The sequence below is a fragment of the Skermanella aerolata KACC 11604 genome (genome assembly GCF_000936425.1).
Classification (GTDB): Bacteria; Pseudomonadota; Alphaproteobacteria; order Azospirillales; family Azospirillaceae; genus Skermanella; species Skermanella aerolata.
In genome coordinates, this window is the sequence record NZ_AVFK01000004.1 from 79,838 (window position 1) to 101,324 (window position 21,487).

At 64.3% G+C, this 21,487-nt stretch carries 24 protein-coding genes; 10 read left to right on the forward strand and 14 right to left on the reverse strand.

Going from position 1 to position 21,487, the window contains the following annotated elements; genetic code table 11:
* Positions 1–13: 13 nt before the first annotated feature.
* From N826_RS07005 to N826_RS07020, 4 genes are all read right to left on the reverse strand, one after another.
* A complete protein-coding gene (locus tag N826_RS07005) occupies positions 14–1,528 on the reverse strand; it encodes an NCS1 family nucleobase:cation symporter-1 (RefSeq protein WP_084720582.1) in 1,515 nt (504 codons plus the stop codon).
* 123 nt (positions 1,529–1,651) lie between these two features.
* Positions 1,652–2,392: an aspartate/glutamate racemase family protein gene (locus tag N826_RS07010; protein WP_044427061.1), complete on the reverse strand. Its 741-nt coding sequence runs from the start codon at positions 2,390–2,392 to the stop codon at positions 1,652–1,654.
* A gap of 32 nt (positions 2,393–2,424) precedes the next feature.
* Positions 2,425–3,774 carry a dicarboxylate/amino acid:cation symporter gene (locus N826_RS07015; RefSeq protein WP_044427062.1) on the reverse strand — a complete coding sequence of 450 codons (1,350 nt, stop codon included), beginning with the start codon at positions 3,772–3,774 and terminating at the stop codon, positions 2,425–2,427.
* A 45-nt stretch (positions 3,775–3,819) separates the two neighbouring features.
* The gene (locus N826_RS07020; RefSeq protein ID WP_044427065.1) at positions 3,820–4,725 is read right to left on the reverse strand and encodes a 2-hydroxy-3-oxopropionate reductase; all 906 of its coding nucleotides are present in this window, start codon (positions 4,723–4,725) and stop codon (positions 3,820–3,822) included.
* Positions 4,726–4,975: 250 nt separating this feature from the next.
* On the opposite strand from N826_RS07020, the gene N826_RS07025 reads away from it, so the two are divergent.
* The 3 genes from N826_RS07025 to N826_RS07035 all read left to right on the forward strand — a co-directional run bounded on the left by N826_RS07025 (position 4,976) and on the right by N826_RS07035 (position 7,091).
* Positions 4,976–5,827, forward strand: a complete 852-nt coding sequence (locus tag N826_RS07025) for a MurR/RpiR family transcriptional regulator (RefSeq protein ID WP_044427067.1) — start codon at positions 4,976–4,978, stop codon at positions 5,825–5,827.
* Between the two features lie 155 nt (positions 5,828–5,982).
* Positions 5,983–6,519, forward strand: a complete 537-nt coding sequence (locus tag N826_RS07030) for a PepSY domain-containing protein (RefSeq protein WP_044427069.1) — start codon at positions 5,983–5,985, stop codon at positions 6,517–6,519.
* A 149-nt stretch (positions 6,520–6,668) separates the two neighbouring features.
* Positions 6,669–7,091, forward strand: coding sequence for a hypothetical protein (locus N826_RS07035; protein WP_044427070.1), 423 nt, complete (start codon positions 6,669–6,671; stop codon positions 7,089–7,091).
* A gap of 64 nt (positions 7,092–7,155) precedes the next feature.
* Here the strand turns inward: N826_RS07035 and N826_RS07040 are convergent, their stop codons facing one another.
* Complete coding sequence (locus tag N826_RS07040; protein ID WP_044427072.1) at positions 7,156–7,851, reverse strand: YsnF/AvaK domain-containing protein; 696 nt, start codon at positions 7,849–7,851, stop codon at positions 7,156–7,158.
* A 236-nt stretch (positions 7,852–8,087) separates the two neighbouring features.
* Here N826_RS07040 and N826_RS07045 point away from each other — a divergent pair, with 236 nt between their 5' ends.
* Both N826_RS07045 and N826_RS07050 read left to right on the forward strand, forming a co-directional pair.
* Entirely contained in the window at positions 8,088–8,351 is a 264-nt protein-coding gene (locus N826_RS07045) for a hypothetical protein (RefSeq protein WP_044427075.1), read from the forward strand.
* Between the two features lie 63 nt (positions 8,352–8,414).
* Positions 8,415–8,738: a hypothetical protein gene (locus N826_RS07050; protein WP_044427078.1), complete on the forward strand. Its 324-nt coding sequence runs from the start codon at positions 8,415–8,417 to the stop codon at positions 8,736–8,738.
* A 19-nt stretch (positions 8,739–8,757) separates the two neighbouring features.
* On the opposite strand, the gene N826_RS42860 is transcribed toward N826_RS07050, so the two are convergent.
* From N826_RS42860 to N826_RS07065, 4 genes are all read right to left on the reverse strand, one after another.
* Positions 8,758–8,922, reverse strand: a complete 165-nt coding sequence (locus tag N826_RS42860; protein WP_157599326.1) for a hypothetical protein — start codon at positions 8,920–8,922, stop codon at positions 8,758–8,760.
* Positions 8,915–9,298 (reverse strand): hypothetical protein, encoded by a 384-nt coding sequence (locus N826_RS44710; RefSeq protein WP_211099234.1) that lies wholly within the window; start codon positions 9,296–9,298, stop codon positions 8,915–8,917. The genes N826_RS42860 and N826_RS44710 overlap by 8 nt, the downstream gene beginning before the upstream one ends.
* Positions 9,299–9,497: 199 nt before the next feature.
* On the reverse strand, positions 9,498–9,827 hold the full coding sequence (locus tag N826_RS07060) for a hypothetical protein (RefSeq protein WP_044427081.1): 330 nt from the start codon (positions 9,825–9,827) through the stop codon (positions 9,498–9,500).
* 309 nt (positions 9,828–10,136) lie between these two features.
* Entirely contained in the window at positions 10,137–10,586 is a 450-nt protein-coding gene (locus N826_RS07065) for an RrF2 family transcriptional regulator (protein WP_044427083.1), read from the reverse strand.
* 247 nt (positions 10,587–10,833) lie between these two features.
* On the opposite strand from N826_RS07065, the gene N826_RS07070 reads away from it, so the two are divergent.
* From N826_RS07070 to N826_RS07085, 4 genes are read left to right on the forward strand one after another with little or no spacing between them, the layout of a single operon-like run.
* Positions 10,834–11,865: a sulfate ABC transporter substrate-binding protein gene (locus tag N826_RS07070; protein WP_044427084.1), complete on the forward strand. Its 1,032-nt coding sequence runs from the start codon at positions 10,834–10,836 to the stop codon at positions 11,863–11,865.
* Positions 11,866–11,900: 35 nt separating this feature from the next.
* Positions 11,901–12,743 (forward strand): sulfate ABC transporter permease subunit CysT, encoded by an 843-nt coding sequence (gene cysT, locus N826_RS07075; RefSeq protein WP_044427446.1) that lies wholly within the window; start codon positions 11,901–11,903, stop codon positions 12,741–12,743.
* Complete coding sequence (gene cysW, locus N826_RS07080) at positions 12,733–13,602, forward strand: sulfate ABC transporter permease subunit CysW (RefSeq protein WP_044427085.1); 870 nt, start codon at positions 12,733–12,735, stop codon at positions 13,600–13,602. The genes cysT and cysW overlap by 11 nt, the downstream gene beginning before the upstream one ends.
* 13 nt (positions 13,603–13,615) lie before the next feature.
* Complete coding sequence (locus tag N826_RS07085; protein WP_044427086.1) at positions 13,616–14,683, forward strand: sulfate/molybdate ABC transporter ATP-binding protein; 1,068 nt, start codon at positions 13,616–13,618, stop codon at positions 14,681–14,683.
* Between the two features lie 112 nt (positions 14,684–14,795).
* On the opposite strand, the gene N826_RS07090 is transcribed toward N826_RS07085, so the two are convergent.
* Genes N826_RS07090 through N826_RS07100 form a run of 3 tightly spaced genes read right to left on the reverse strand, consistent with a single transcriptional unit; the run spans position 14,796 to position 18,306 of the window.
* Complete coding sequence (locus tag N826_RS07090; RefSeq protein WP_044427087.1) at positions 14,796–15,632, reverse strand: phosphogluconate dehydrogenase C-terminal domain-containing protein; 837 nt, start codon at positions 15,630–15,632, stop codon at positions 14,796–14,798.
* Between the two features lie 30 nt (positions 15,633–15,662).
* Positions 15,663–17,027, reverse strand: coding sequence for a four-carbon acid sugar kinase family protein (locus N826_RS07095; RefSeq protein ID WP_044427448.1), 1,365 nt, complete (start codon positions 17,025–17,027; stop codon positions 15,663–15,665).
* Positions 17,028–17,037: 10 nt separating this feature from the next.
* Complete coding sequence (locus tag N826_RS07100; RefSeq protein ID WP_044427088.1) at positions 17,038–18,306, reverse strand: ribulose-bisphosphate carboxylase large subunit family protein; 1,269 nt, start codon at positions 18,304–18,306, stop codon at positions 17,038–17,040.
* 214 nt (positions 18,307–18,520) lie between these two features.
* Here N826_RS07100 and N826_RS07105 point away from each other — a divergent pair, with 214 nt between their 5' ends.
* Complete coding sequence (locus N826_RS07105; RefSeq protein WP_044427089.1) at positions 18,521–19,906, forward strand: hypothetical protein; 1,386 nt, start codon at positions 18,521–18,523, stop codon at positions 19,904–19,906.
* Positions 19,907–20,052: 146 nt separating this feature from the next.
* On the opposite strand, the gene pqqE is transcribed toward N826_RS07105, so the two are convergent.
* Together pqqE and pqqD are read right to left on the reverse strand one after the other, a co-directional pair.
* Entirely contained in the window at positions 20,053–21,186 is a 1,134-nt protein-coding gene (gene pqqE, locus N826_RS07110; RefSeq protein WP_044427090.1) for a pyrroloquinoline quinone biosynthesis protein PqqE, read from the reverse strand.
* Positions 21,183–21,485, reverse strand: a complete 303-nt coding sequence (pqqD, locus tag N826_RS07115; protein WP_044427093.1) for a pyrroloquinoline quinone biosynthesis peptide chaperone PqqD — start codon at positions 21,483–21,485, stop codon at positions 21,183–21,185. The genes pqqE and pqqD overlap by 4 nt, the downstream gene beginning before the upstream one ends.
* Positions 21,486–21,487: the final 2 nt, after the last annotated feature.

The following is a 21,487-nucleotide window of genomic DNA, read 5'->3' on the forward strand; positions in this document are numbered from 1 at the left end:
CGTATTGGCCGGGTCAGGTCGGCAGCGGCGTCGGGCCGTCGCCGTTCAGCGCCATCTTCCGCCGGCCCCGCTCGTCACGGGCTACCGCCAGACCGCTCTGTCCCTTCATCAGCTTGACGTAGGTGGTGGCGCCGACCGCCGCTCCGATGCCCCAGGAGAAGCTTGCCAGGAAGAAGAGCTGCGGGATCACGACGAACAGCAGGGCCACGACGAAGCCGGCGATCAGGGCCTTGATGGCGGCAGGGTTGTAGCCGTTGTGGTACCAGTAATGGCCGTCCGGCTTGTCGCTGTAGAGGTCGTCCACGAACAGGTGCTCGTGCTTCACGATGAAGTAATCGGCCACCAGGATACCGTAGAGCGGGCCGATCGCGGCTCCCAGCGTGTCCAGCGTGTAGTGGATCACCAGGGGAGAGTTGAACAGGTGCCACGGCATCACGAAGATCGACCCGACCGCCGCGATCATGCCGCCCCGGATGAAGGTGATGTGCTTGGGCGAGACGTTGGCGAAGTCGAAGGCCGGCGAGACGAAGTTGGCGACGATGTTGATGCCGATGGTCGCGACGATGAAGGTCGCGGCTCCCAGCACGACGGCGACGGTATTGTCGACGCGGGCGACGATCTCGACCGGGTCGTGCAGGTATTCGCCGAACACCGGCAGCGTGGCTGAAGTGGTGATGACGGTGACGATGGAGAAAGCCAGGAAGTTGACCGGCAGGCCCCAGAAGTTGCCCTTCTTGACCGCCTTCATGTCGGTGGAGAAGCGCGAGAAGTCGCTGAAGTTGACCATCGGTCCGGAGAAGTACGAGATCACCAGCGAAGTCGCGACGATCATCTGCCAGAAGGCCTCGCCGCCGCTGTATTTCACTTCACCCAGCGTCAGGCTGATGTTGCTCCAGCCGGCCTTGTAGATCATCCAGCCCATCAAGGCGAACATGACCATGTAGACGCCCGGTCCCGCCCAGTCGATGAACACGGTGATCGCCTTCATGCCCCGGTAGAACACCAGGAACTGGCAGATCCACATGATGAGGAAGGCGAACCAGCCCAGATACGACAGGCCCAGGAAGTACATCTGGCCGTAGACCGCGTATTCCGGAAAGAACTTCAGGACGACCACGATCAGCGCCTTGGACGCGACATAGGTCTGGATGCCGTACCACGCGACCGCGATCAGGCCCCGGATGATGGCCGCGACGTTGGCGCCGTAGACGCCGAACGACAGCCTGCACACGACGGGGTAGGGCACCCCAAGCTCGACGCCCGGCCTTGCCACCCAGTTGGTCAGGTACATCACGATCACGATGCCGACGATCAGGCAGACCAGCACCTGCCAGCCCGCCAGCCCCAGCGCGAACAGGCTGGCCGCGAACAGGTAGCCGCCGACGCTGTGGACGTCCGACATCCACATGCAGAAGATTTGATACCAGCCCCAGAAGCGGTCCTTCAGCGGCGCCAGATCGTGGTTGTAGAGCTTGTCGCTAGCATAGGGAGGGGTATAGACTTCCCCGCTCTTTATTCCACCAGCCATGTCAAAGTCTCCCTGTTCGCGGCCGGCGCTTCCGCCGGCCGACGCGTTCACCCAGTCATGTTCCCAGTTTAAGTGGTAGAGATCGAACGGCAGCCGTTCAGCGACGGCCGGTCAGGCGTGCGTTCAGCGAGCCTTCACGGCGTAGTGGCTGAGACTGCCGGTGTAGGGTTTCGGCAAGGGCCATGCGAGATCGCCGTGCTTACTGGTCCCCAGCCCAAGGCGCACCAGCCCCTCGACCTGGACGACCGCCGCCGCGACGCCGTCGATCACCGGCATGCCGATCTCGCGCTGGACGGTGGCGACCAGATCGGCCATCCCGGCGCAGCCCAGCACGATGGCGCCGCACCGGTCCTCGTCCCGTGCCCGGCGGCACTCGTCCAGGATGGTGCGGAGCGCCGCATTGCCGGTCTCCTCCAGGTCGAGCACGGGGATGTCGGTGCCGCGCACCTTGCGGCAGGCGTGGTGCATGCCGTAGCGCTCGACCAGATGCTCGGCGATGATGCAGGATCTGTTCAGCGTCGTGACGACCGAGAAGCCGGTGCTGATGAAGCTGGCGGCGTGCATCGCGGCTTCGGCGATGCCGATCACCGGGCCGGTGGCGATCTCGCGGGCCGCCAGCAGGCCGGGGTCGCCGAAGCAGGCGATGACGTAGCCGTCGCAGCCTTCTTCCTCACCCTTCCGGACTTCCTCCAGCACGCCCAGGACGCTGACCGCCTCGTCGTAGTGGCTCTCGATCGAGACCGGGCCGAAGGCGGGGTTGACCGCGACGATCTCGGTGCCGGGAGCCGCGATGGCGCGCGCGGCCTCCCCGATCTTCGCCGTCATGCCGGCCGTGGTGTTGGGGTTGATGACCTTGATCCGCATGGTATGCCTCAGGTTTGTCTGTCTAGAATAGGTCAGGCTCTCACGGTCGCGGCCGGCTCCGGCACGGCTTCCGTCTCATCCAGCGTCACGGTGACTTCGCCGTTCAGCACTTGGTTGGCGCGCACCCGGTCGATGTCCTTCTCCCAGGCGCCGATCACGACGGTAGCCACGGCATTGCCGATCATGTTGGTCAGCGCCCGGCCGATGCCCATGAACCAGTCCACCGCCAATACCAGCACCAGCCCCACGACGGGAAGCGTCGGGATCGCGGTCAGGGTGGCGGCCAGGATCACGATGGCCGAGCCGGGGATACCGTGGGCGCCCTTGGACGTCACGAGCGACACGCCCAGGATGACCATCAGGTCGGTGAAGCTCAGGGGAGTATTGGTCGCCTGTGCAATGAAGACGGCGGCCAGCGTTAGGTAGATCGAGAAGCCGTCGAGATTGAACGAGTAGCCCGTGGGGATCACCAGACCGACGGTGGACTTGCCGACGCCCAGTCCTTCCAGCTTCTGCATCAGTTGAGGCAGCACGCTGTCGGACGACGCCGTGCCCAGCACGATCATCAGCTCTTCCCGGATGTAGCGGAGGAACTTGACGATGCTGAAGCCCGCCACCCGCAGGATCAGCCCAAGCACGCACAGCACGAAGACGATGCAGGACGCGTAGAAGATCAGCACCAACATGCCGAGTTGCGCCAGCGAACCGACGCCGTACTTGCCGACCGTGAAGGCGATGGCGCCCAGCACGCCCAGCGGCGCCAGCCGGACGATGAAGAACATGATCTCGAACAGGATGTGCGAGGTCCGCTCGATGAAGGTGACCACCGGGGCCGCCCGTTCGCCCAGGAAGGACGATGCGGCGCCGAATAGGATCGCGAACAGCAGCACTTGCAGGATGTCGCCCTTGGCGAAGGCGTCGGTGACAGTGGTCGGGATGATCTTCAGCAGGAAATCGACCGTGCCGTGCCGGACCTCGCCGGCCCTGTCGGCATAGGCCGACATCGCGGCGGCATCCAGCGTGCTCGGATCGATGTTCATGCCGACTCCTGGCTGGAGCGCGTAGGCCAGGATCACGCCGATCAGCAGCGCGAAGGTCGTGACGATTTCAAAGTACACCACCGCCTTGATGCCGACGCGGCCGACCTTCTTCAGGTCGCCGGCCTGCGCGATGCCAAGTACGACCACGCAAAACACGATGGGCGCTATGATCATCTTGATCAGCTTGATGAAGCCGTCGCCCAGCGGCTTCAGCGCCTGGGCGAAGTCCGGCCACACCGCGCCGATCAGGATGCCCAGCACGAGGGCCACGACGACCTGGAAAAAAAGGGACTTGTAGAGCGGCTTGCGCCCGGCGGCCTGAGCCGTGCCGTGAGTTGCCATCTGTCTGCCTTCCCTGTTTCGTTGCGCCATCGGCGCGTTACGACTTTAGGTTTGGGATACCTTGGCGGCGCCGCCGCCGATCTCGTGACCCGCCATCAGTTCGAGCGTCTTGACGATTGCCGAATGATCCAGCCGTCCTCCGCCATGCGCTTTGCTGGCGTTGAAAAGCTCCTGGGTTGCGGCGGTATTGGGCAGGCTCATCTGCAATTCCCTTGCCGATTGCAGGGCAAGGTTGAGGTCCTTCTGGTGAAGCTCGACCCGGAAGCCCGGTTCGAAGTTCCGCTCGATCATCCGCTCGCCATGGACCTCGAGAATCCTCGAACTCGCGAAGCCGCCCATCAGCGCCCGGCGCACCCGCATCGGGTCGGCGCCGGCCTTTGAGGCGAACACCAGCGCCTCGGCGACCGCCTCCAGCGTGAGCGCCACGATGATCTGATTGGCAACCTTGGCGGTCTGCCCGTCGCCGGCGGACCCGACCAGGGTGATGTTTCGGCCCATCAGCTCCAGGACGGGCTTCACCCGTTCGAAAGCCGCCGGGGTGCTACCCGCCATGATGGACAGCGTGGCGTTCCGGGCGCCGACATCGCCGCCCGACACCGGAGCGTCGATCCACTCGCAGCCCCGTTCGGCCAGCATCCTGGCGAACTTCTTCGTCGCCATCGGGCTGATCGAGCTCATGTCGATCAGGATCTTGCCGTGGCCCAGCCCCTCCGCGATGCCGTCGGGGCCGAAGACCACCGCTTCGACATCGGGCGTGTCCGGGACCATCGTAATGACGGCATCGCTCCGCTCCGCAACCTCTCGCGGCGAACCGCAGACGACGGCGCCTGCCTCGACCAGCTCCTGCGGGGGGGTGCCCCGGCTGTATATGTGGAGTGCATGACCGCCCCGGATCACGTGTCCGGCCATGGGGCGGCCCATGATGCCGAGGCCGATGAAACCGATCTTCATGTCCCGCGTCTCCCCCGTGTCATTGTTCTTACGCGCCTTCGGTTCAAGGCCTGTCGTTGTTGAGAGAAGGTTAACATCGTAAAAAGATTTTTTCACTAGGTATATCGACCAAAAACGAATTTCCGCATCATAATCCCTATCAGACTGGAAAGTTTATTCGTGATGGGGGGTTTGATGGAGCACGCTTGGCGATTATGGAAAGAAAGTGTTCCTAGTGAAAATAGATTTTCACGACTGTACCCTCATCCCTATGGAAGCTCACAGCCTGCCCCAATCGCTGTCCGCCCGGATCAGGTCCTGCTACGAGGACCTGTCGCCCACCGACCGCAGGCTGGCCGACCTGATGCTGGAATATCCCGGCGATATCGCCAGCTATTCGGCGTCGGAGCTGGCGCGCCTGACCAACGTCTCCAACGCAGCGGTTAGCCGCTTCGTCCAGCGCCTAGGGTTCCGCAACTACGAGGAACTGCGCGTGCTGGCGCGCGAGGCGAAGTCCTGGGGCTCGCCGCTCTACCTGATGAACCACGCTCCGGCGTCAAACGGCGCCGACTTCGTCAATTCCCATCTCCAGGCTTGCGCCGACAACGTCAGCGGCACCTTCCAGCAGATCGACCCCGCCGTGATCGACGCGGTGGCGGACGCCGTGGCAACGGCCCGTCAGGTCTGGCTGGTCGGGTTCCGCAACAGCTACTTCCTGGCCGGCTACCTGCGCTGGCAGTTCGTCCAGGTCCGCGACGGCGTCCGCCTGCTCCCCGTGGCGGGCGAGACGCTGGGGGAATACACCGCCTGCTTCGAACCGTCCGATGTCGTCATCGTCTTCGGTCTGCGCCGCCGCGTGAAGGAGATCGGCAAGATCACCACGGCCGCCCGCCAGATGGGATCGAAGATCGCTTATATCGCCGACCACGGGATGACCGCCGATACCAGCGCCGACTGGCTGCTTCGCTGCAACACGCGCTCCCATGGCCCACTCGACAACCATGTCGCGGTGCTGGCCCTCTGCCACATCCTGGCCAATCAGGTCATCGTCCGGACCGGCGCGCAGGGGCGCAAGCGTCTGGCGCGGATCGAGGAAATGCACGAGAACCTGGATGAGTTCTGAAGTTTCCGCGAATTTGCCCATGGCGAACTAAGGTTACGCCGCCACGGCCCCATAATTGCGGATGTGCATAGCACGGCAACTTTTCGATCATCCCACCTGTTGAATGCTGACAAAGGGGGCATAAGCCTCCGACTCAAAAGCGCACAGAGGATGATATGAACACCAAGCTCGGCTTCACCGCCACCCTGCTCGCCGCCGGTCTCCTGGCAACTCCGGCTTTCGCCGCCGACAGCGACGACTACAAGGCTTTCTCGCAGGCCAGCACCTCGCTGACCCAGGCGATCCAGGCCGCGGAAAAGGCCCAGGGCGGACAGGCCCGCGCCGTCGATGCGGAGTTCGAGCACGACGACGGCAAGTCCCAGTACGAGATCAAGGTCATGAACGGCGATCAGGTCATGACCTACCATATCGACGCGGCCACCGGCCAGTCGACCAAGGCCGAGGAGCAGGGCCGCCTTGCCGACTTCCTCGGCGTCAATAAGGTCGATGCCGGCAAGCTGAACGGCGCCAAGACAACGCTGATTCAGGCGATCGGCGTCGCTGAGCAGAACGCCAACGGCAAGGCTATGGAAGCGGAGATCGACGAGGACAGCGGCGGCATCCACTATGAGGTGACCGTGCTGGTCGGCGACGATACCCGCGAGGTCGAGGTGGACGGTTCCACCGGCGAAGTTCTCAAGACCGAGCGCTGATAGAACGCCGCCGCCACCGGCATCGATATCGCGATGCCGGTGGCGGCGAAATTTGGGAAGCGCGAAATTTCCATATTGCTAATTGAAATATCCGATAAATAATTCCACATATAGGAGACTTTCCAAGTCTCGGTTTCAGGATCGGCAATATGGCCATGCGCGCTGGGTTCAACTTGCACCACTCCGATTTGCAGGAGTTTCTTTCCGCTCCGGTATGGGACGAGAAGAGCGGCACGCCGCTGAGCATCCTGTCGGCCATGGCAAGACTAGGTATGGACCCTTGGGGCGAGGCGGCCCGACTGGCGGAGATGCCGCGCGCGGGTGCTGCTGCCGCACTCGCCGCGATCCTTGCCCGGCTGCCCAGGAGCGAGCCGGAGTTACCCGACTACTTCCGTATTTCGGAACGTCTGGTTCAGTTCCTGCCGGAAGGCGGCTCCAGGCCCGCGCCCGATGCGCAAGGGGCCAGCGGCTCGAATGCCGCCGGTGGCATGACCAGCACGCAGAATATCGGCCTCATCGTGGTGGCTGCGGTCGTTGCGGTCTTTCTTCAAGTGAATGGCTGGCTGTTCTGACGGCGGGGTGGTGGGTGGAAGGACCCCCTTGGGAGGCCTTCCGCTCCCGTCCTTCAGTCCTGCGTCAGGATTTATCGGAGCTTTTCGTCTTACGGTCGACATCCTCGACCGAAACGTCCTGACGGCGGACGGTGCCGCTGACGGTAACGTCGCGCTCGCCGGAGTTCTTGCTCAGGCTGACTTCCTCGACCACATGGGCTTCCTTGGACACCACCGGCTTTTCGGTATAGCCGCTGACTTCGACGGTGGTTTCCTTGAAGGCCTTGGCAGCCTCCTGCGGCTTCAGCGTCTTGTCCGCCTTGGTGCGCTCCACCTCGACGCTCTCGTCTTGGAGCGTGACCGTCTTCTCGACTTCCCGCTCGCTGACTTCCGTCGTCAGGCGCTTGCCGGCGGAGACCTTCCTCTTGCCGACGTCCAGCGTCTCCTCGATCACCTGCGCGGATGTTTCCTCACCGGCGCTCTCCAGCAGGGCTTCCGGGGTCAGCACGTCGAACTGCCGCATCGTGCTCAGAGCTTCGTCGGCCTTGTCGTCGTCCACATCGGCGACGACAAGGACGCCGCCCTTCTGAATCGCTTCGCCATAGCGGCGAGCCTTGTCCTTGTCGTAGCCGGCTTCCACGAGGCGGTCCGTGGTCTCATCGATGCCTGCCTTGGTCATCGTCTCGATCTTGTCGTCATCAAAGCCGGCCTTGCCCAGGGCGCTGACCACCTTGCGGGCGATATCCTGGGTTTCGAACAATCCAATGATGGATGTTGGCATGACGCGTTCCTTTGGTGTTTGCTTGTCGCGAGCATCGGGGGATCGGTGACCGCCCGTGCTGCACATGCTAAGAACATGACGCGCCGCACAACGTTCCAATAAAAGTTGGCTCACAGGGACATCGCCTAATGTTAAGATGGCAAACTATCCTGTTATCGTTTGCGCATTTAGAGTATAGCTTGCGTGTCGGTGTGAGGCATCTTAAGTTATAATCATATGGATTGTGGAGGAAAGCTATGACCCAACGTACAGTTCCTAGCACGATAACTTTCAACAAACCGTTCCATCTGAGCGGTTTTGAGGAGCCCTTGCAGGCAGGGACCTACAAGGTCGAAACCCTGGAAGAGTTGATCGAAGGCCTGTCGTTCCCCGCCTGGCGGCGGATCGAGACCCTGCTGTTCCTGCTCCAGCCGCCGGGACAGCCTAAGCTGACCCAGGTCGCCGTCGTCGATCCGATCGAGTTGGAAGAGGCGAGGAGCCGCGACCAGGAGGCTGCGTGACCGACGCAGCGCCAGGACCCGCAACGTTGAAAAGCCTGAGCTGAAAAGCTCGAAAGGACCGCCATGACGGCTGATGATCCCATCGAACTCGACACCCACAGGGGCATGGCAGCTCAGAAGGCGACCGAGGACCGGCGGCATACCGCCGAGGTCGAGGCGGACCGGGTCGTGCTCCGGCAGCATCAGGACGATCTGGAAGGTGCCTTGTCCTCAGGCCCCGCAGCGACGTGGGAGGAGGCCGGGCTAAAGGCTCATTACCTCATCACCGTACTGGCCGGCACATCGGAAGGCCAGGACCCGCGATACAAGAAGCTGATCGCGAGTGCATTGGAGGATATCCAGCGCCTGTCAGGTGCCCCGGAGTCGGAGGGCACGCCCAAGCCCTGACCGGCTTCCTCGTCCCTTTTCAGGCTCGCGGAAGCACGGCGGCCAGCAGCCTCTTCTTTGCAGCCGCCAGCCAGGGATCGCGAACGACAAGGCTACGCTCGGCCCAGGGTGTCGCTTCCGGATCGCTCGCTTCATACAGTTTCTGAGCGAGGGCTTCCACGTCGTGCATGGTGAAATCAGGCAATCTGGCTTTCCCTTACGACACGCTCGTGGCTGTCGAGGACGCTCTTGATGCGGTACTGGTTTTCCGGACCTTCGGGCGGCAGGTGACGGACGATCTCGTACTTGCCGATCGACGTTTCCAGCGTCAGGGCGCCGGGCGTGAAATCGACCACTTGGCCGACCTCGTACTTATGTTCCTTGACGGCGGATACGACGCGCGCGGGCGCCTGGGCAAGGCGCAATGCGCGCCTTTCGTCGTTCCGCTGTTCGGAAAGCCTTGCGAGTGCCAGTCCGGAGTTGGCGGCCGATACGCTGGCCTGTGCTGCAACCGAAGCAGCCGCTTTCGTCGCCTGACGCTTCTTGGGAGCAACGGCGCTTTGTTTCGGACGGGCGGTCATGACGGTTCTCCAGATGATTAGCCAAGTATTTCGAAGTACGCATCGGATAGAAGTTACGGCTTATCGCCGCAGGCATACTCCGCTCACGGTTTTACGGAAAATACTACCTTTCAGATGGGGACGATGAGGTCGGAATCCTACTAAGGATAGTGGGTAATGCGCAATAAGCTGAAAAACGGCCTAGTCATCCGGCCGATGCTCATTCCGAACCCCCTCCCAGGGCACGCTCGCGGCGCATTTCGACCAGTTCGTCGCGGGCGCGTTCCATCGCTTCGATGTCCGTCAGGTCGCAGGCTTCCCGGCAAGCCTGGCAGAACTCGACAGTCCGCCGAAGGTCGTCCGGACATTGCTTCAGCCGATCCGCGACGATCAGGTGCCACACCTGGGCTATAGCAAGGTTGAAGTTCACTTCGTCGGAAACCGTTTCATGCTCTTCCGACATGATATCGCGGTTGCGTCCGAGATTAGCGGCTTGCTGCCGGCGCGCCGCCTTCACTTGGTCGAGATATATCACTCCGTCGTAACCCACTGTCTTCGACCCGCCCGTGACTGCCAGCTCTTGCAAGCCATGTCACAGCAACAAGCATGCCCATTTGTCCTAATCTTAAGAATAGATCCAAAGGGAGGATACGGTTGCAAAGGCACCGACCGGGAAGAAGACCTCGACTAGCGCTCCCACCATTGTACAAGAGCACGCTGAGGTAGGTCGGGCCTCTTCAGGCCGGCACTTACGTTCCTGACCGGCCGAACTTCCTCGACGAAACACTCTTTGCAAAATGCGACGTCGCCGACCGATATTCGCGTATCGCAGTCGATCCGTCCCGCGCTTGACTCCGCCTCAGATGTCGTAGAGCAGGATCGCTTCCGCCGCGGCGCTCCGGCTGCGCAGGTCGGCCAGACTGGTGCCGTCCAGCACCTTCGCCATCGCATCCCGGACTTCCTGCATCAGGGCGCGGATCTCGCAGGCCGCGACGTTCTGACAGTCCGCACAGGGGCGGTAAGCCGTTCTGCTGGCGCAGGCGATCGGTGCCAGCGGCCCGTCCAGCACGCGGATGACCGAACTGAGCATGATCTTGTCCGACGGCTTGGCCAGCCAGTAGCCGCCGCCCTTGCCCTTCTTGCTGTAGAGCAGGCCGGCGTTCTTCAACTCCAGCAGGATCGCGTCCAGGAACTTCTTCGGGATGTTGTTGCAGTCGGCGATGTCGGAGATCGAAACCGACCCTTTGCCTTCGTGGTTCGCCAGATGCAGAAGGGCTTTGAGACCGTATTTTCCCTTGTTCGTCAGCATAATGGCCCTGATCCCGCGTATCGGCTGTTATGTGCGTAGCAAAGACGCCGGGTCAAGGCATTTATCGGGACTGTGTCGTTCCGGGCCGGTGCGGCGAAGTTTCATGATCTGCACACGCTCGAAAAAAAAGCTTTCCATCTTCGGCCGGATAACTCTACTATTCCGGTGGAACTTGTGCAAAATACACACATAAAGTTTGTGTTGTTCGCTTTTTTGAACGCGAGCGCTATAGAATAGGGGAGTGAAGATGGTGTTCGGCCTTCTCCGACGCGGATTTCTGGGTGTCACTCTCGCGGCTGGCGCCCTTGGGTGCGGCCTGCTCACTTCCATGCCGGCGGCGGCCGATACGACGCTTCTGAACGTCTCGTACGATCCGACGCGCGAACTCTATGTCGAGTACAACAAGGCGTTCGCCGAGTACTGGAAGACCCAGGGCGGCGATGCGGTGCGGATCAACCAGTCGCATGGCGGCTCCGGCAAGCAGGCGCGTTCGGTGATCGACGGGCTCGACGCCGACATCGTGACGCTGGCGCTGGCCTACGACATCGACGCCATCGCCGAACGCGGCCAGATCAATAAGGACTGGCAGGCCCGGCTGCCGCAGAACAGCTCGCCCTATACCTCGACCATCGTCTTCCTGGTCCGCAAGGGCAATCCCAAGGGTATCAAGAACTGGGACGACTTGGCCAAGCCGGGCGTCCAGGTCATCACGCCGAACCCCAAGACGTCGGGCGGCGCCCGCTGGAACTATCTGGCGGCCTGGGGCTATGCGCTGGAGAAGTGGAACAACGACGAGGCCAAGGCCAAGGAGTTCCTGGAACAGATCTTCAAGAACGTGCCCGTGCTCGACACCGGCGCCCGCGGCTCGACCATCACCTTTACCGAACGCGGCCTGGGCGACGTGCTGCTGTCGTGGGAGAACGAGGCGTTCCTGTCGATCAAGGAACTGGGCGCCGACAAGCTCGAGATCGTCGTTCCCAGCCTGACCATCCTGGCCGAACCTCCCGTCGCCGTCGTCGACAAGGTCGTGGACCGCAAGGGAACCCGCAAGGTGGCCGAGGCGTACTTGAACTACCTGTACTCCGACGCCGGACAGGAGATCGCCGCGAAGAACTTCTATCGCCCGCGCAATCCGGCGATAGCGGCCAAGTACGAGAACGTCTTCACCAAGGCCAACCTGTTCACGATCGACGAACGGCTCGGCGGCTGGCAAGCTGCGCAGAAGAAGCACTTCTCCGACGGCGGTATATTCGACCAGATCTATCAGCCAGGAAAATAATTGTGACCGATATCTCCCTCAGAAGCGCGCCGCAGATGCGCGTGGGGAGGTGGTCGCTGAGGAAACCCAGCGTTCTGCCCGGCTTCGGGCTGACGCTGGGTTTTACTCTGTGCTACCTCAGCCTGATCGTGCTGATCCCGCTCGCGGGCCTGATCCTGGCGGCCGCCGGATTGGGCTGGTCCGGCTTCTGGTCGGCGGTGACGACGCCGCGTGTGCTGGCGGCCTTTCGGGTCAGCTTCGGCACGTCGATGATAGCGGCGCTCATCAATGCCGTCTTCGGCCTGATGGTCGCCTGGGTGCTGGTACGCTACAGCTTCCCCGGCAAGAAGATCGTCGACGCCATCGTGGATTTGCCGTTCGCGCTGCCGACCGCCGTCGCCGGCATCGCGCTGACGGCGCTCTATTCCCGCAACGGCTGGATCGGATCGTGGCTGGAGCCGATGGGGATCAAGGTCGCCTTCACCCCGATCGGGATTATCGTGGCGCTGACCTTCATCGGATTGCCGTTCGTCGTCCGCACGGTGCAGCCTGTCCTTCAGGATCTGGCGCCGGAGGAGGAGGAAGCGGCGGTCAGCCTTGGTGCCACCCGCTGGCAGACCTTCTGCCGGGTGATCTTCCCGGCGATCCTGCCGGCCCTGATGACCGGCACGGCGCTGGCCTTCGCCCGCGCGGTCGGGGAGTTCGGCTCGGTCATCTTCATTGCCGGCAACATGCCGGGCATCTCGGAAATCATCCCGCTGCTGATCATCATCAAGCTGGAACAGTTCGACTATGCCGGAGCCACCGCCATCGCGACCCTGATGCTGATGGTGTCCTTCGCGATGCTGCTGGCGATCAACATGCTGCAAGCCTGGATGAGGAGCCGCCATGCCGGCTGAAACAATCGCTCCTTCCGGTGGCCGTCCGGCCCTGCGCGAGCCGCTCTGGCTTCGCCTGTCCCTGATCGGCGGCGCCCTGACCTTCCTGGCGGTCTTCCTGCTGCTGCCGCTGATCCTCGTCTTCGTGCAGGCGCTCGGGCACGGGGTCGAGGCCTATTGGGACGCCCTGGTCGAGCAGGACGCCGTCTCGGCAATCCAGTTGACGGTACTGGTCGCGGCCATCGCGGTACCGCTCAACCTCGTCTTCGGCGTCGCCGCGTCCTGGTGCATCGCCAAGTTCGAGTTCCGGGGCAAGAGCCTGCTGATAACGCTGATCGACCTGCCGTTCTCGGTTTCTCCCGTGATCTCCGGCATGGTCTACGTCCTGCTGTTCGGCCTCAACGGCTGGCTCGGTCCCTGGCTGATCGACCACAACATCAAGATCATCTTCGCCTTACCCGGGCTGGTGCTGGCGACCGTCTTCGTGACGTTCCCCTTCGTCGCCCGCGAACTGATCCCGCTGATGCAGGAGCAGGGCACGGAGGAGGAAGAGGCCGCTGTCGTGCTCGGCGCCAGCGGCTGGCAGGTCTTCCGCCGGGTGACGCTGCCGAACATCAAGTGGGGGCTTTTGTACGGCGTGCTGCTGTGCAACGCCCGCGCGATGGGCGAGTTCGGCGCGGTGTCGGTGGTTTCCGGCCACATCAGGGGCATGACGAATACGATGCCGCTGCATGTCGAAATCCTCTACAATGAGTACAACTTCGTTGCCGCGTTCGCCGTCGCGTCGCTGCTGGCCCTGCTGGCGCTGGTGACCCTGGTCGTCAAGTCGCTGCTGGAATGGCGGTACGGCGATGAACTTGCCGCTTCGGCTCGGCATTAGGGAAGGGTCTGCTATGACCATCGAAGTCTCCAACATCTCCAAGCGCTTCGGCAATTACGTGGCGCTCGACCGGGTCAGCCTTGAAGTGAAGTCGGGCGAACTGCTGGCCCTGCTCGGGCCGTCGGGTTCCGGCAAGACCACGCTGCTGCGCATCATGGCCGGGCTGGAATACCCTGACAGCGGCGGTCTGCGCCTGTTCGGCAACGACGCGCTGGACCGCAGTCCGCGCGACCGCGAAGTCGGCTTCGTCTTCCAGCACTACTCGCTGTTCCGCCACATGACGGTGGCCGACAATGTCGGCTTCGGGCTGGATGTCCGGCCGCGCGCCGTCCGGCTGTCCAAGCGCGAGATCCGCGCCCGCGTCATGCAGTTGCTGGAGATGGTCCAGTTGAGCTGGGTCGCCGACCGCTATCCCAGCCAGCTTTCCGGCGGCCAGCGGCAGCGCGTGGCGCTGGCCCGCGCGCTTGCCATCGAGCCGAAGGTGCTGCTGCTGGACGAACCGTTCGGTGCCCTCGACGCCAAGGTCCGCAAGGAACTTCGCCGCTGGCTGCGCCGGCTCCATGACGAGATGCACATCACCAGCGTCTTCGTCACCCACGACCAGGAGGAAGCGCTTGAACTGGCCGACCGCGTCGTCGTGATGAGCCAGGGCCGGATCGAGCAGATCGGCACGCCATCCGAAGTCTACGACCATCCCGCGACATCGTTCGTCTACGACTTCCTCGGCAACGTCAACCGGTTCGAGGTCGATGTCCATGACGGCATCGCCCGGCTGCCCGGAACCACCCAGCCCTTCGCCCGCACCCATCTGCGCGGCGACGGCGCCGCCGTTGCCTTCGTCCGCCCGCACGACGTCGAACTGGCCCGCCCGAACGGCCATGACGTCCCCAACACCGGCAAGGTGCTCGGCATCCACGCCGTCGGCCCCAGCGCCAGGGTGGAAGTGGACCTAAACGGCATCGCGATCGAAGCCGTGATGGACCGCGAACGCCTGCGCGACCTCAACCTCGTGGTCGGCGACCGCTGCGTCGTCAACCTGCCCCAGATCAGCGTCTTCGGCCAGCAGGAGGCGGCGGAGTAGGGGTGAGCGGGAGATTGTTGGGCCACGGCCCAACCTACAAGACAGGAACTCGTAGGTTGGGCCGTGGCCCAACAATTAACTTGCGGTGGCGTCCTGTTCCATCCGCCGACCCCTACTTGCAGATGTCCTTCACCGACTGAAGCACGTTCTCCTTCGCGAAGACGCGGTCGAGCCAGCCTTCCTTGAAGATCACCGGCTTAGCCTGCTCGATCGCGTGCAGCGCCCCGTCGGAGAAGCGCCCCTGCGGAAAGACGCCGAAGGCGATGGCGAGTTCGATGTTCAGGTGGCCGAGCATGAAATCGACCGCGGCTTCGCGCGGGACGCCTCGGCGTTCCGCCTCATCCACTGCGTCGCGCATGGCGAGCGACAGGGTAGCGCCGACCGTCTCGGACAGGGCGGGTTCCAGGATCGCCATCTGCTCCACGGTGACCCTGTGGGACCGCATCACCGGCTTGTAGATCGTCCGCGCCACCTCCTCGCACAGGGCGTAATGCTCCTCCGGTCCCTGCATCAGGGCGCAGACGATGTTCTGCTTGGCGGCGATGCCGCCGAAATAGTCGGTCTTGGCGGCGGTCTCGACCTCGTCGTTGAAGATCGGCGGATGGCAGGGATGGGTGACGAAATAGGTGATGTCGGCCCGCTCCGGCAGTTCACCGGCATAGGGGGCCGCCGCGTCCAGCATGATGACGGCGGCGCCCGGCTTCAGCTTGGCGATGAAGGTGTGGGCGATCTTGCCGATCAGCCGGTCCGGCACCGCCATCAGCACAACGTCGGCCTCGGCCAGCGCCTGTTCCTGATCGACGCAATCGGCGCCGATGGCGGATTTCAGCCGCTCCCGGCCTTCGCTGGAAATCTCGACGTGGTCCACCGTGAAGGCCGACCCGTGCAGGTTGGTGGCGAGCCGGACGCCCATCTTTCCGCCGGCGCCCAGCAGTGCGATCTTCGTCATGTTCCCGTTCCCTCCGGTTTTTTGAGTTTTCTAGCCGCAGCCTTGCTTGGCTGTTCGGAAATAGTCCGGCGCTCCCATCTGGCCGCCTTTCAGCGCCACCTCTAGCCCGGCATGCGCCGGATCGTCGGAATGGGCGCGGCACAGCGGCGAGCCCGGCGCTATCGGCGCCAGCGCCGTCAGCGCATAGATGCCGAGCGTCATCGCCGCATGGCCCGAGGTGTCACCGCCCGCGATGACGCCGCGCGTCAGCTTCGCTTCCCGCATCACGCGGTCCAGCAACCAGCCCAACCCCGTCCCGATGCGGTCGTTGACCGCGTCAAGGGAGGAGCCCGACGTCTCGACGGCGGATTTCAGCGCGCCGATCGCCGGGTCGTCCGGCCCCATGGCCGTGAACAGCAGCGGGTCTGTACCCTGGCTCAGCACCGTCAGCGCTGCATCGGCGGCACGGCCCAATTCGCGTTCCCAGGCATCGGCATCGACCGCCCGCCTGACGTCGATCCGCATACCGGCGAAGCCGTTCTTCACGGCGGTCTGGATCTGCCCCGCCGTCACCGGAGAGCACGACCCGGAAACGCAGGCGATCCGCTCGACCGGCTCCGCCCGTAGGGCTGGAGGTTCCTTCGGGATCAGCCCGGCCGAGCGCCAATAGGCGACCAGCGCGTATTCCAACCCCTGCGATCCAATGCCGAAGATCCTGTCGCCGCCCCGTTCCCAAGCCAGACGCCCGGCCTCGACCAGGGTTTCCTCGTCGATCACGTCCAGCGCCACGATGGCCGCACCCGCCGCCCGCTCCCGTTTCAGCGCCTCGTCGCCCTCGCGCGACTTCATCGCGACAAGGTCGACCAGCCCGATCGGCATGTTGGTCTGGCGGCCCAGATGGACCCTGATATCGCCCTCGTTCATGGGAGTTACCGGGTGGCGCGACATGCCGGGGTGCCGGTCCAGCCGGTAACGCACGCCATCGGCCGCCGCTGCGAACAGGTTGCCGAACGCCTGGTACCGCGCGATGGCGGGGGCGCCGATCACCAGCGGATGCCAGGCGCCGCCCAGGATCGGGGCGGCCAACTCCGCCGCCCGCCCGATCGATCCGACCTGCGGGGATGAGTCCAGTGTCGAGCAGACCTTGTAGTGGGAAACCGGCGCCTTCAGCTCCGCCAGCGCCCGGAACACCGGCGGCAAGTGCTTGTCCATCCATTTCCGGCCCCTGGACCGCGCCACGCCAGCGATGCCGATGCCGCGATATCCTTCGAACCGGGCCAGCCGCTCAGGCGTCGGCACGTCCAGGAACAGCACCGTCGGCAAGCCGGCGAAGGTCAGCACCTCCATCACGGCGGACGACCCGGTATAGTCGTCGCCGTAGAAGCTCACCAGCGGACCCTGGGGCAAGGATCTCATGACGGCGGTCTCATGCCGCATAGGCTCCCAGCGCCTTGGCGAGCGCCGGATGGTCCCGCGCATAGTCCTCCAGCGGGACGCCGGCCAGGGCCGCTTCCCAGGACTCGCGAAGCGCCGCGAAACCGGCGGCCGGACCGTCGGGATGCGCCATGATGCCTCCACCGGCCGCATGGATCAGGTCCGTCGACCCGAGTGCCGCATAAGTCGCTGGAGCCTGCCGCACCGTCTGGCCGGACGAGAACACCGGCATCGCCGTGCACGGCTTGCTGTCGAACATCGGCGTCAGGCAAGCCTTGGCCGAGGCGATCACGCTCTCGTCGCTCTCGCAGAACTTGTTCCGGAGGCCGTTGACATGCATGTGGTCGGCGCCGGCCAGCCGCCAGATTTTCTGCCACGCCACATAGGACCAGCCCAGCGACGGTTCCCTCGACAGATAGCCCCAACCGTTGCGGTGCGCATGGATCGGCAACTGGCTGAACCGGCCAAGCTCGATCATGCCGGTCAGCCCGACCGAGTTCAGGCTCGCCATCACGCAGGTGCCGCCCAGTTCCACCACCAGATCGTGGTTCCGCCGCATCTCGTCCAGGTCGCCAGTGATGTTGAAGGCGTACATCGCCTTCTTGCCTGTCCGCTCGGCATGATCTCCGATCACCCGCATCACGGCCCGCGCCCGCGCCTCGAACGGGCAGTGCGGCCCGTCGGCTTGAAGCTCGTCGTCTTTGATGAAGTCGATCCCGGCCTCGCACAGCACCCTGACCAGTTCTGCTGTCTGCTCCGGCCCCAGGCCGACGCTGGGCTTGACGATGGTCCCGATCAGCGGCCGTCCCTCCACCCCGGACAGCCGCCGCGTCCCCTCGGCACCGAACTTCGGCCCCGGATACTTCGCGGCGAACTCCTCCGGCAGTGAGATGTCGAGCAGCCGCAGCCCGCTGAAGGGCCGCAGTTCGAACAGGTTGCCGGCCACGGTGGCGACGAGGTTGGGCAGCGACGCGCCGAAATTAGCCAGCGGCCACGACAGCACCACCTCGGCCCGCCGCCACACCGGCTTGCCCGGCAGCCCTTTCGGCACCCCGGCTCCCGGCAGCGACGCTTCGGCAACCTCGCCCAGTTCCGTGACGCTCTCGATATGCGCCCCGTAAAGCTCGCGCATCTCGTCGGTCTCGCCGGGCAACCGGACGAAGGTCCCGGTAGATTGCTCCCCCGCCATCGTTTCGACCGCTTCGCGGATCGGATACGCCGTCTCGATACGGTAGGTCGCGGTGATGCGCCGAGCGGTCATCGGGCCTCCCTCAGATCTGTTTCTTGGCACCTTGTTATATACTCATCATACCAGCACCCCTCGGCTCCGCCAAGTCCGATAAAGTCCGGCGAAGTCCGACCTCGGCACCACTTTATCCACCTTATCGAAAGAGGTAGTATGGGACAATGCGGCGGGGATGAATCGGGGCGGCATCGAGCGGCCCCAGCCGCCTGGATCATGGTGGAAGTTCGGCATGGATGTCAGCGCGTTCAGGTTCGCTATCGAGACGCTGGAAAAGCACAAGGACAAGTGGTCGGTCCTGTGCCTCATGGCCGACGACCTCGAGGCCGCCCGCATGGCCTGGACGCTGGTGGAGATGCTGCCCGGCGACGGCGTCCGGATCGCCCTGATCGACCCAAGCCTGAAAGACAAGCCTGAACGCATCCTGTGGGAACACCTTAAGGACGCCGAGCCGGACCGACCGTTCGAGCTGACGCCCGTGCCCGATCCCATCTTCGAGATCGACGACCGCGACGAGGAGGATGCGCCGCGTACCTTCCGCCTCGGATCGGAGCTTGAACTGGCGGAGCCTCCCGCTACCGTCCGCCCGAAGTTCCTGGACCAGCCTCCGGCACCGGTCGAATTCACGCCATCGCGCAGGACCTTGGCGAAGGCGTCGGCGGCGTCCGATCCGGCGGCGGCTGGCAGTCCATGGCCCCCCTCGCGCGGCACCGTGGCGAAAGCCGGCGCAGCGACGGCTGCCCTGGCCGGCATCGCCGCCGCCGTGTTGTGGAGCCTGCCCGAGCACGTCATCCCCATGGCGGAACAGCCGGTACCGCCGCCCGTCGTCCAGGCGGCGCGCCTCGCGGCGTCGGCGGCTCCGGCCGCTCCGCCGACGATACCGGCGCCGGTACCGCCGCCTCCCGCCGATGCGACGCCGAGGGAAGCGGCGGGGCTTTTCGGCAAGTGGTCGAAGGATGCCGCAAGCTGCGCCACCGAGTACCTGCTGTACCAGCCCGACCGCAGCTATCTGTTCGATGCTCGTACTTCGCTGGCTTCCGGCGGCACCGTCTATTACGGCATGGTGGACGACGACCTGATCGCCTTCGACGGCTCGACCGAAGCACGCTACAGCCGCCTCGGACCTGACAATATCCAGCAGGTCTCGTATTTCAGCACCCGTACCGGCCCGCATCCCGGCGGTCCGGCGCTGGTCCGCTGCCCCGACGTCGATCCGCCGGATCGGGTGGACTGGACGCCGGCCAGTGCCGACCGCGCCACCGCCATGGCCCTGATCGCGGAAGCCCGCGCTCAGTTCGAGGCGGCTCAGGCCTCCGCCGGTACGACGGAAACGCCCGACCCGTTGCGCGGGCGCTGGGGCGCCAAATGCGACCTCGGATACATCGAGTGGACCGACGGGCTGCAAACCTCGTGGAGCACCTTCGGCGGCACCGAGAAGCGCACCATCACGCAGTTCAAGCAGTTGGGCAACCGCTTCACGATCGTCTTCGAGGGTGGCTACACCCAGTTCTACGACATCGTCGGCAATGACCAGATCGTGCTGTCCGGCGTCGGCGCCCAGGGCGCCTTGACCGACTCCTCACCCCCCGCCTGGATCGCCCGGCGGTGTCCGCTTTGAGCGGTCCTGATGGCGTTGCTGACTTGTCAGCGCACCGGTGTTGGGCCACGGCCCAACCTACAGGCGCCTGCTTCGTAGGTTGGGCCGTGGCCCAACAACTCCGCCATGGCTGAAAGTCGCAACATTGCCCAAGTAACCGGCAGCGCTCAGCCCCCGCCGATCCGGCGGTAGACGAAAGGCGGCGGCGGAGCGCCGGCTTCGCGTTCGGCAAGCTCGAAGATCTCCGCATGGTGCGGCGACAGCCCGCAGGCCGGGTCCACCGCGTCGGCCGAGCCGGTCAGCGCGAAGGCTTGGCAGCGGCAGCCGCCCCAGTCGATCTCCCGCCGATCGCAGGTCCGGCAGGTCTCCGGCATCCAGTCGGTCCCACGATAGGCCTGGAAAGCGGGGGAGTTGCGCCAGATATCCGCCAGCGACCTGTCCTGAACCCGGTCGAACTCCAGTCCCGTGATGCTCTCCGCCGCATGACACGGCAGCACCTTGCCGGCCGGCGAGATGTTGAGGAACTGTCGGCCCCAGCCACCCATGCAGGACTTCGGGCGCTTGGCGTAGTAGTCGGGGATGACGTAGTCGATCATCAGCCGGCCCTTCAGCCGCTCCCGCGCCTCCGTCACGATCGCGGTGGCGTTGTCGAGCTGCTCGCGCGTCGGCAGCAGCGAAGCGCGGTTCTTCAGCGCCCAGCCGTAGTACTGGACGTGGGCGACTTCCAGCCGCTCGGCCCCGAGCTTCAGCGCCAGCTCGATCATCTCTTCCAGCCGGCCCAGATTGTGCCGGTTGACCACCGCGTTGACGGTCAGCGGCAGCCCAAGTTCCCGGACCTGCCGCGCAAGGTCCAGTTTCCGCGCCTGGGCGCCCTTGAAGTTGCCGATCCGCTCGGCGCTCTCGATGTCGGTGTCCTGGAAGCTGAGCTGAACATGGTCCAGCCCGGCGTCGTACAGGTCCTGCAAGCGGGCGCCGTCCAGCAGCACGCCCGACGTGATCAGGTTGGTGTAGCAGCCGAGGCTGGCGGCGTGCCGCACCAGATCGACCAGATCCTTGCGCACGGTCGGCTCGCCGCCGGAGAAATGGACCTGAAGGACGCCAAGTCCGACCGCCTCCTCCAGCACCCGCTTCCAGGTGGCCGTGTCCAGTTCGGCGCCCGACCGCTCCAGTTCCACCGGGTTGGAGCAGTAGGGGCATTGCAGCGGGCAGCGATGGGTAAGCTCGGCCAGGAGCGCCAGCGGCGGGGCCGGCGCCGCGGAACCGGCTTTTTCCTTGGTCGGAGACGGCGAGAGGGCGTTCATGGCGTGATGATCCCCTTGTCGGCCAGATCCTGGAGCAGAACAACGACATCGGACGCCACCGTGTCGCGGTCCGCCTCGAAGGTCTTGGCCAGGTCGTCGATGATGTCCCGCAATGTGGTGCTGCCGTTGCACCGTTTCAGGATCTCGACCGCGATCTCATCCGGCATGAAGACCTTTTCCGGCGCCAGCACGACCCAGGCGTCGCGTGCCTGATCGAACCGGAACTTCACGTGCCGCGGCAGCCGCGGCACGCTCTCTTCGGTGACCGTCGGACGGACGCTTCCGCTGTCCTCGCTCATCA

What these genes read in the sequence shown, in the direction of transcription:
- N826_RS07005 (WP_084720582.1), bottom strand. Translation starts at nt 1,528, where the DNA reads ATGGCTGGTGGAATAAAGAGCGGGGAAGTCTATACCCCTCCCTATGCT.
- N826_RS07010 (WP_044427061.1), bottom strand. Translation starts at nt 2,392, where the DNA reads ATGCGGATCAAGGTCATCAACCCCAACACCACGGCCGGCATGACGGCG.
- N826_RS07015 (WP_044427062.1), bottom strand. Translation starts at nt 3,774, where the DNA reads ATGGCAACTCACGGCACGGCTCAGGCCGCCGGGCGCAAGCCGCTCTAC.
- N826_RS07020 (WP_044427065.1), bottom strand. Translation starts at nt 4,725, where the DNA reads ATGAAGATCGGTTTCATCGGCCTCGGCATCATGGGCCGCCCCATGGCC.
- N826_RS07025 (WP_044427067.1), top strand. Translation starts at nt 4,976, where the DNA reads ATGGAAGCTCACAGCCTGCCCCAATCGCTGTCCGCCCGGATCAGGTCC.
- N826_RS07030 (WP_044427069.1), top strand. Translation starts at nt 5,983, where the DNA reads ATGAACACCAAGCTCGGCTTCACCGCCACCCTGCTCGCCGCCGGTCTC.
- N826_RS07035 (WP_044427070.1), top strand. Translation starts at nt 6,669, where the DNA reads ATGGCCATGCGCGCTGGGTTCAACTTGCACCACTCCGATTTGCAGGAG.
- N826_RS07040 (WP_044427072.1), bottom strand. Translation starts at nt 7,851, where the DNA reads ATGCCAACATCCATCATTGGATTGTTCGAAACCCAGGATATCGCCCGC.
- N826_RS07045 (WP_044427075.1), top strand. Translation starts at nt 8,088, where the DNA reads ATGACCCAACGTACAGTTCCTAGCACGATAACTTTCAACAAACCGTTC.
- N826_RS07050 (WP_044427078.1), top strand. Translation starts at nt 8,415, where the DNA reads ATGACGGCTGATGATCCCATCGAACTCGACACCCACAGGGGCATGGCA.
- N826_RS44710 (WP_211099234.1), bottom strand. Translation starts at nt 9,298, where the DNA reads ATGACCGCCCGTCCGAAACAAAGCGCCGTTGCTCCCAAGAAGCGTCAG.
- N826_RS07065 (WP_044427083.1), bottom strand. Translation starts at nt 10,586, where the DNA reads ATGCTGACGAACAAGGGAAAATACGGTCTCAAAGCCCTTCTGCATCTG.
- N826_RS07070 (WP_044427084.1), top strand. Translation starts at nt 10,834, where the DNA reads ATGGTGTTCGGCCTTCTCCGACGCGGATTTCTGGGTGTCACTCTCGCG.
- cysT (WP_044427446.1), top strand. Translation starts at nt 11,901, where the DNA reads ATGCGCGTGGGGAGGTGGTCGCTGAGGAAACCCAGCGTTCTGCCCGGC.
- cysW (WP_044427085.1), top strand. Translation starts at nt 12,733, where the DNA reads ATGCCGGCTGAAACAATCGCTCCTTCCGGTGGCCGTCCGGCCCTGCGC.
- N826_RS07085 (WP_044427086.1), top strand. Translation starts at nt 13,616, where the DNA reads ATGACCATCGAAGTCTCCAACATCTCCAAGCGCTTCGGCAATTACGTG.
- N826_RS07090 (WP_044427087.1), bottom strand. Translation starts at nt 15,632, where the DNA reads ATGACGAAGATCGCACTGCTGGGCGCCGGCGGAAAGATGGGCGTCCGG.
- N826_RS07095 (WP_044427448.1), bottom strand. Translation starts at nt 17,027, where the DNA reads ATGAGATCCTTGCCCCAGGGTCCGCTGGTGAGCTTCTACGGCGACGAC.
- N826_RS07100 (WP_044427088.1), bottom strand. Translation starts at nt 18,306, where the DNA reads ATGACCGCTCGGCGCATCACCGCGACCTACCGTATCGAGACGGCGTAT.
- N826_RS07105 (WP_044427089.1), top strand. Translation starts at nt 18,521, where the DNA reads ATGGATGTCAGCGCGTTCAGGTTCGCTATCGAGACGCTGGAAAAGCAC.
- pqqE (WP_044427090.1), bottom strand. Translation starts at nt 21,186, where the DNA reads ATGAACGCCCTCTCGCCGTCTCCGACCAAGGAAAAAGCCGGTTCCGCG.
- pqqD (WP_044427093.1), bottom strand. Translation starts at nt 21,485, where the DNA reads ATGAGCGAGGACAGCGGAAGCGTCCGTCCGACGGTCACCGAAGAGAGC.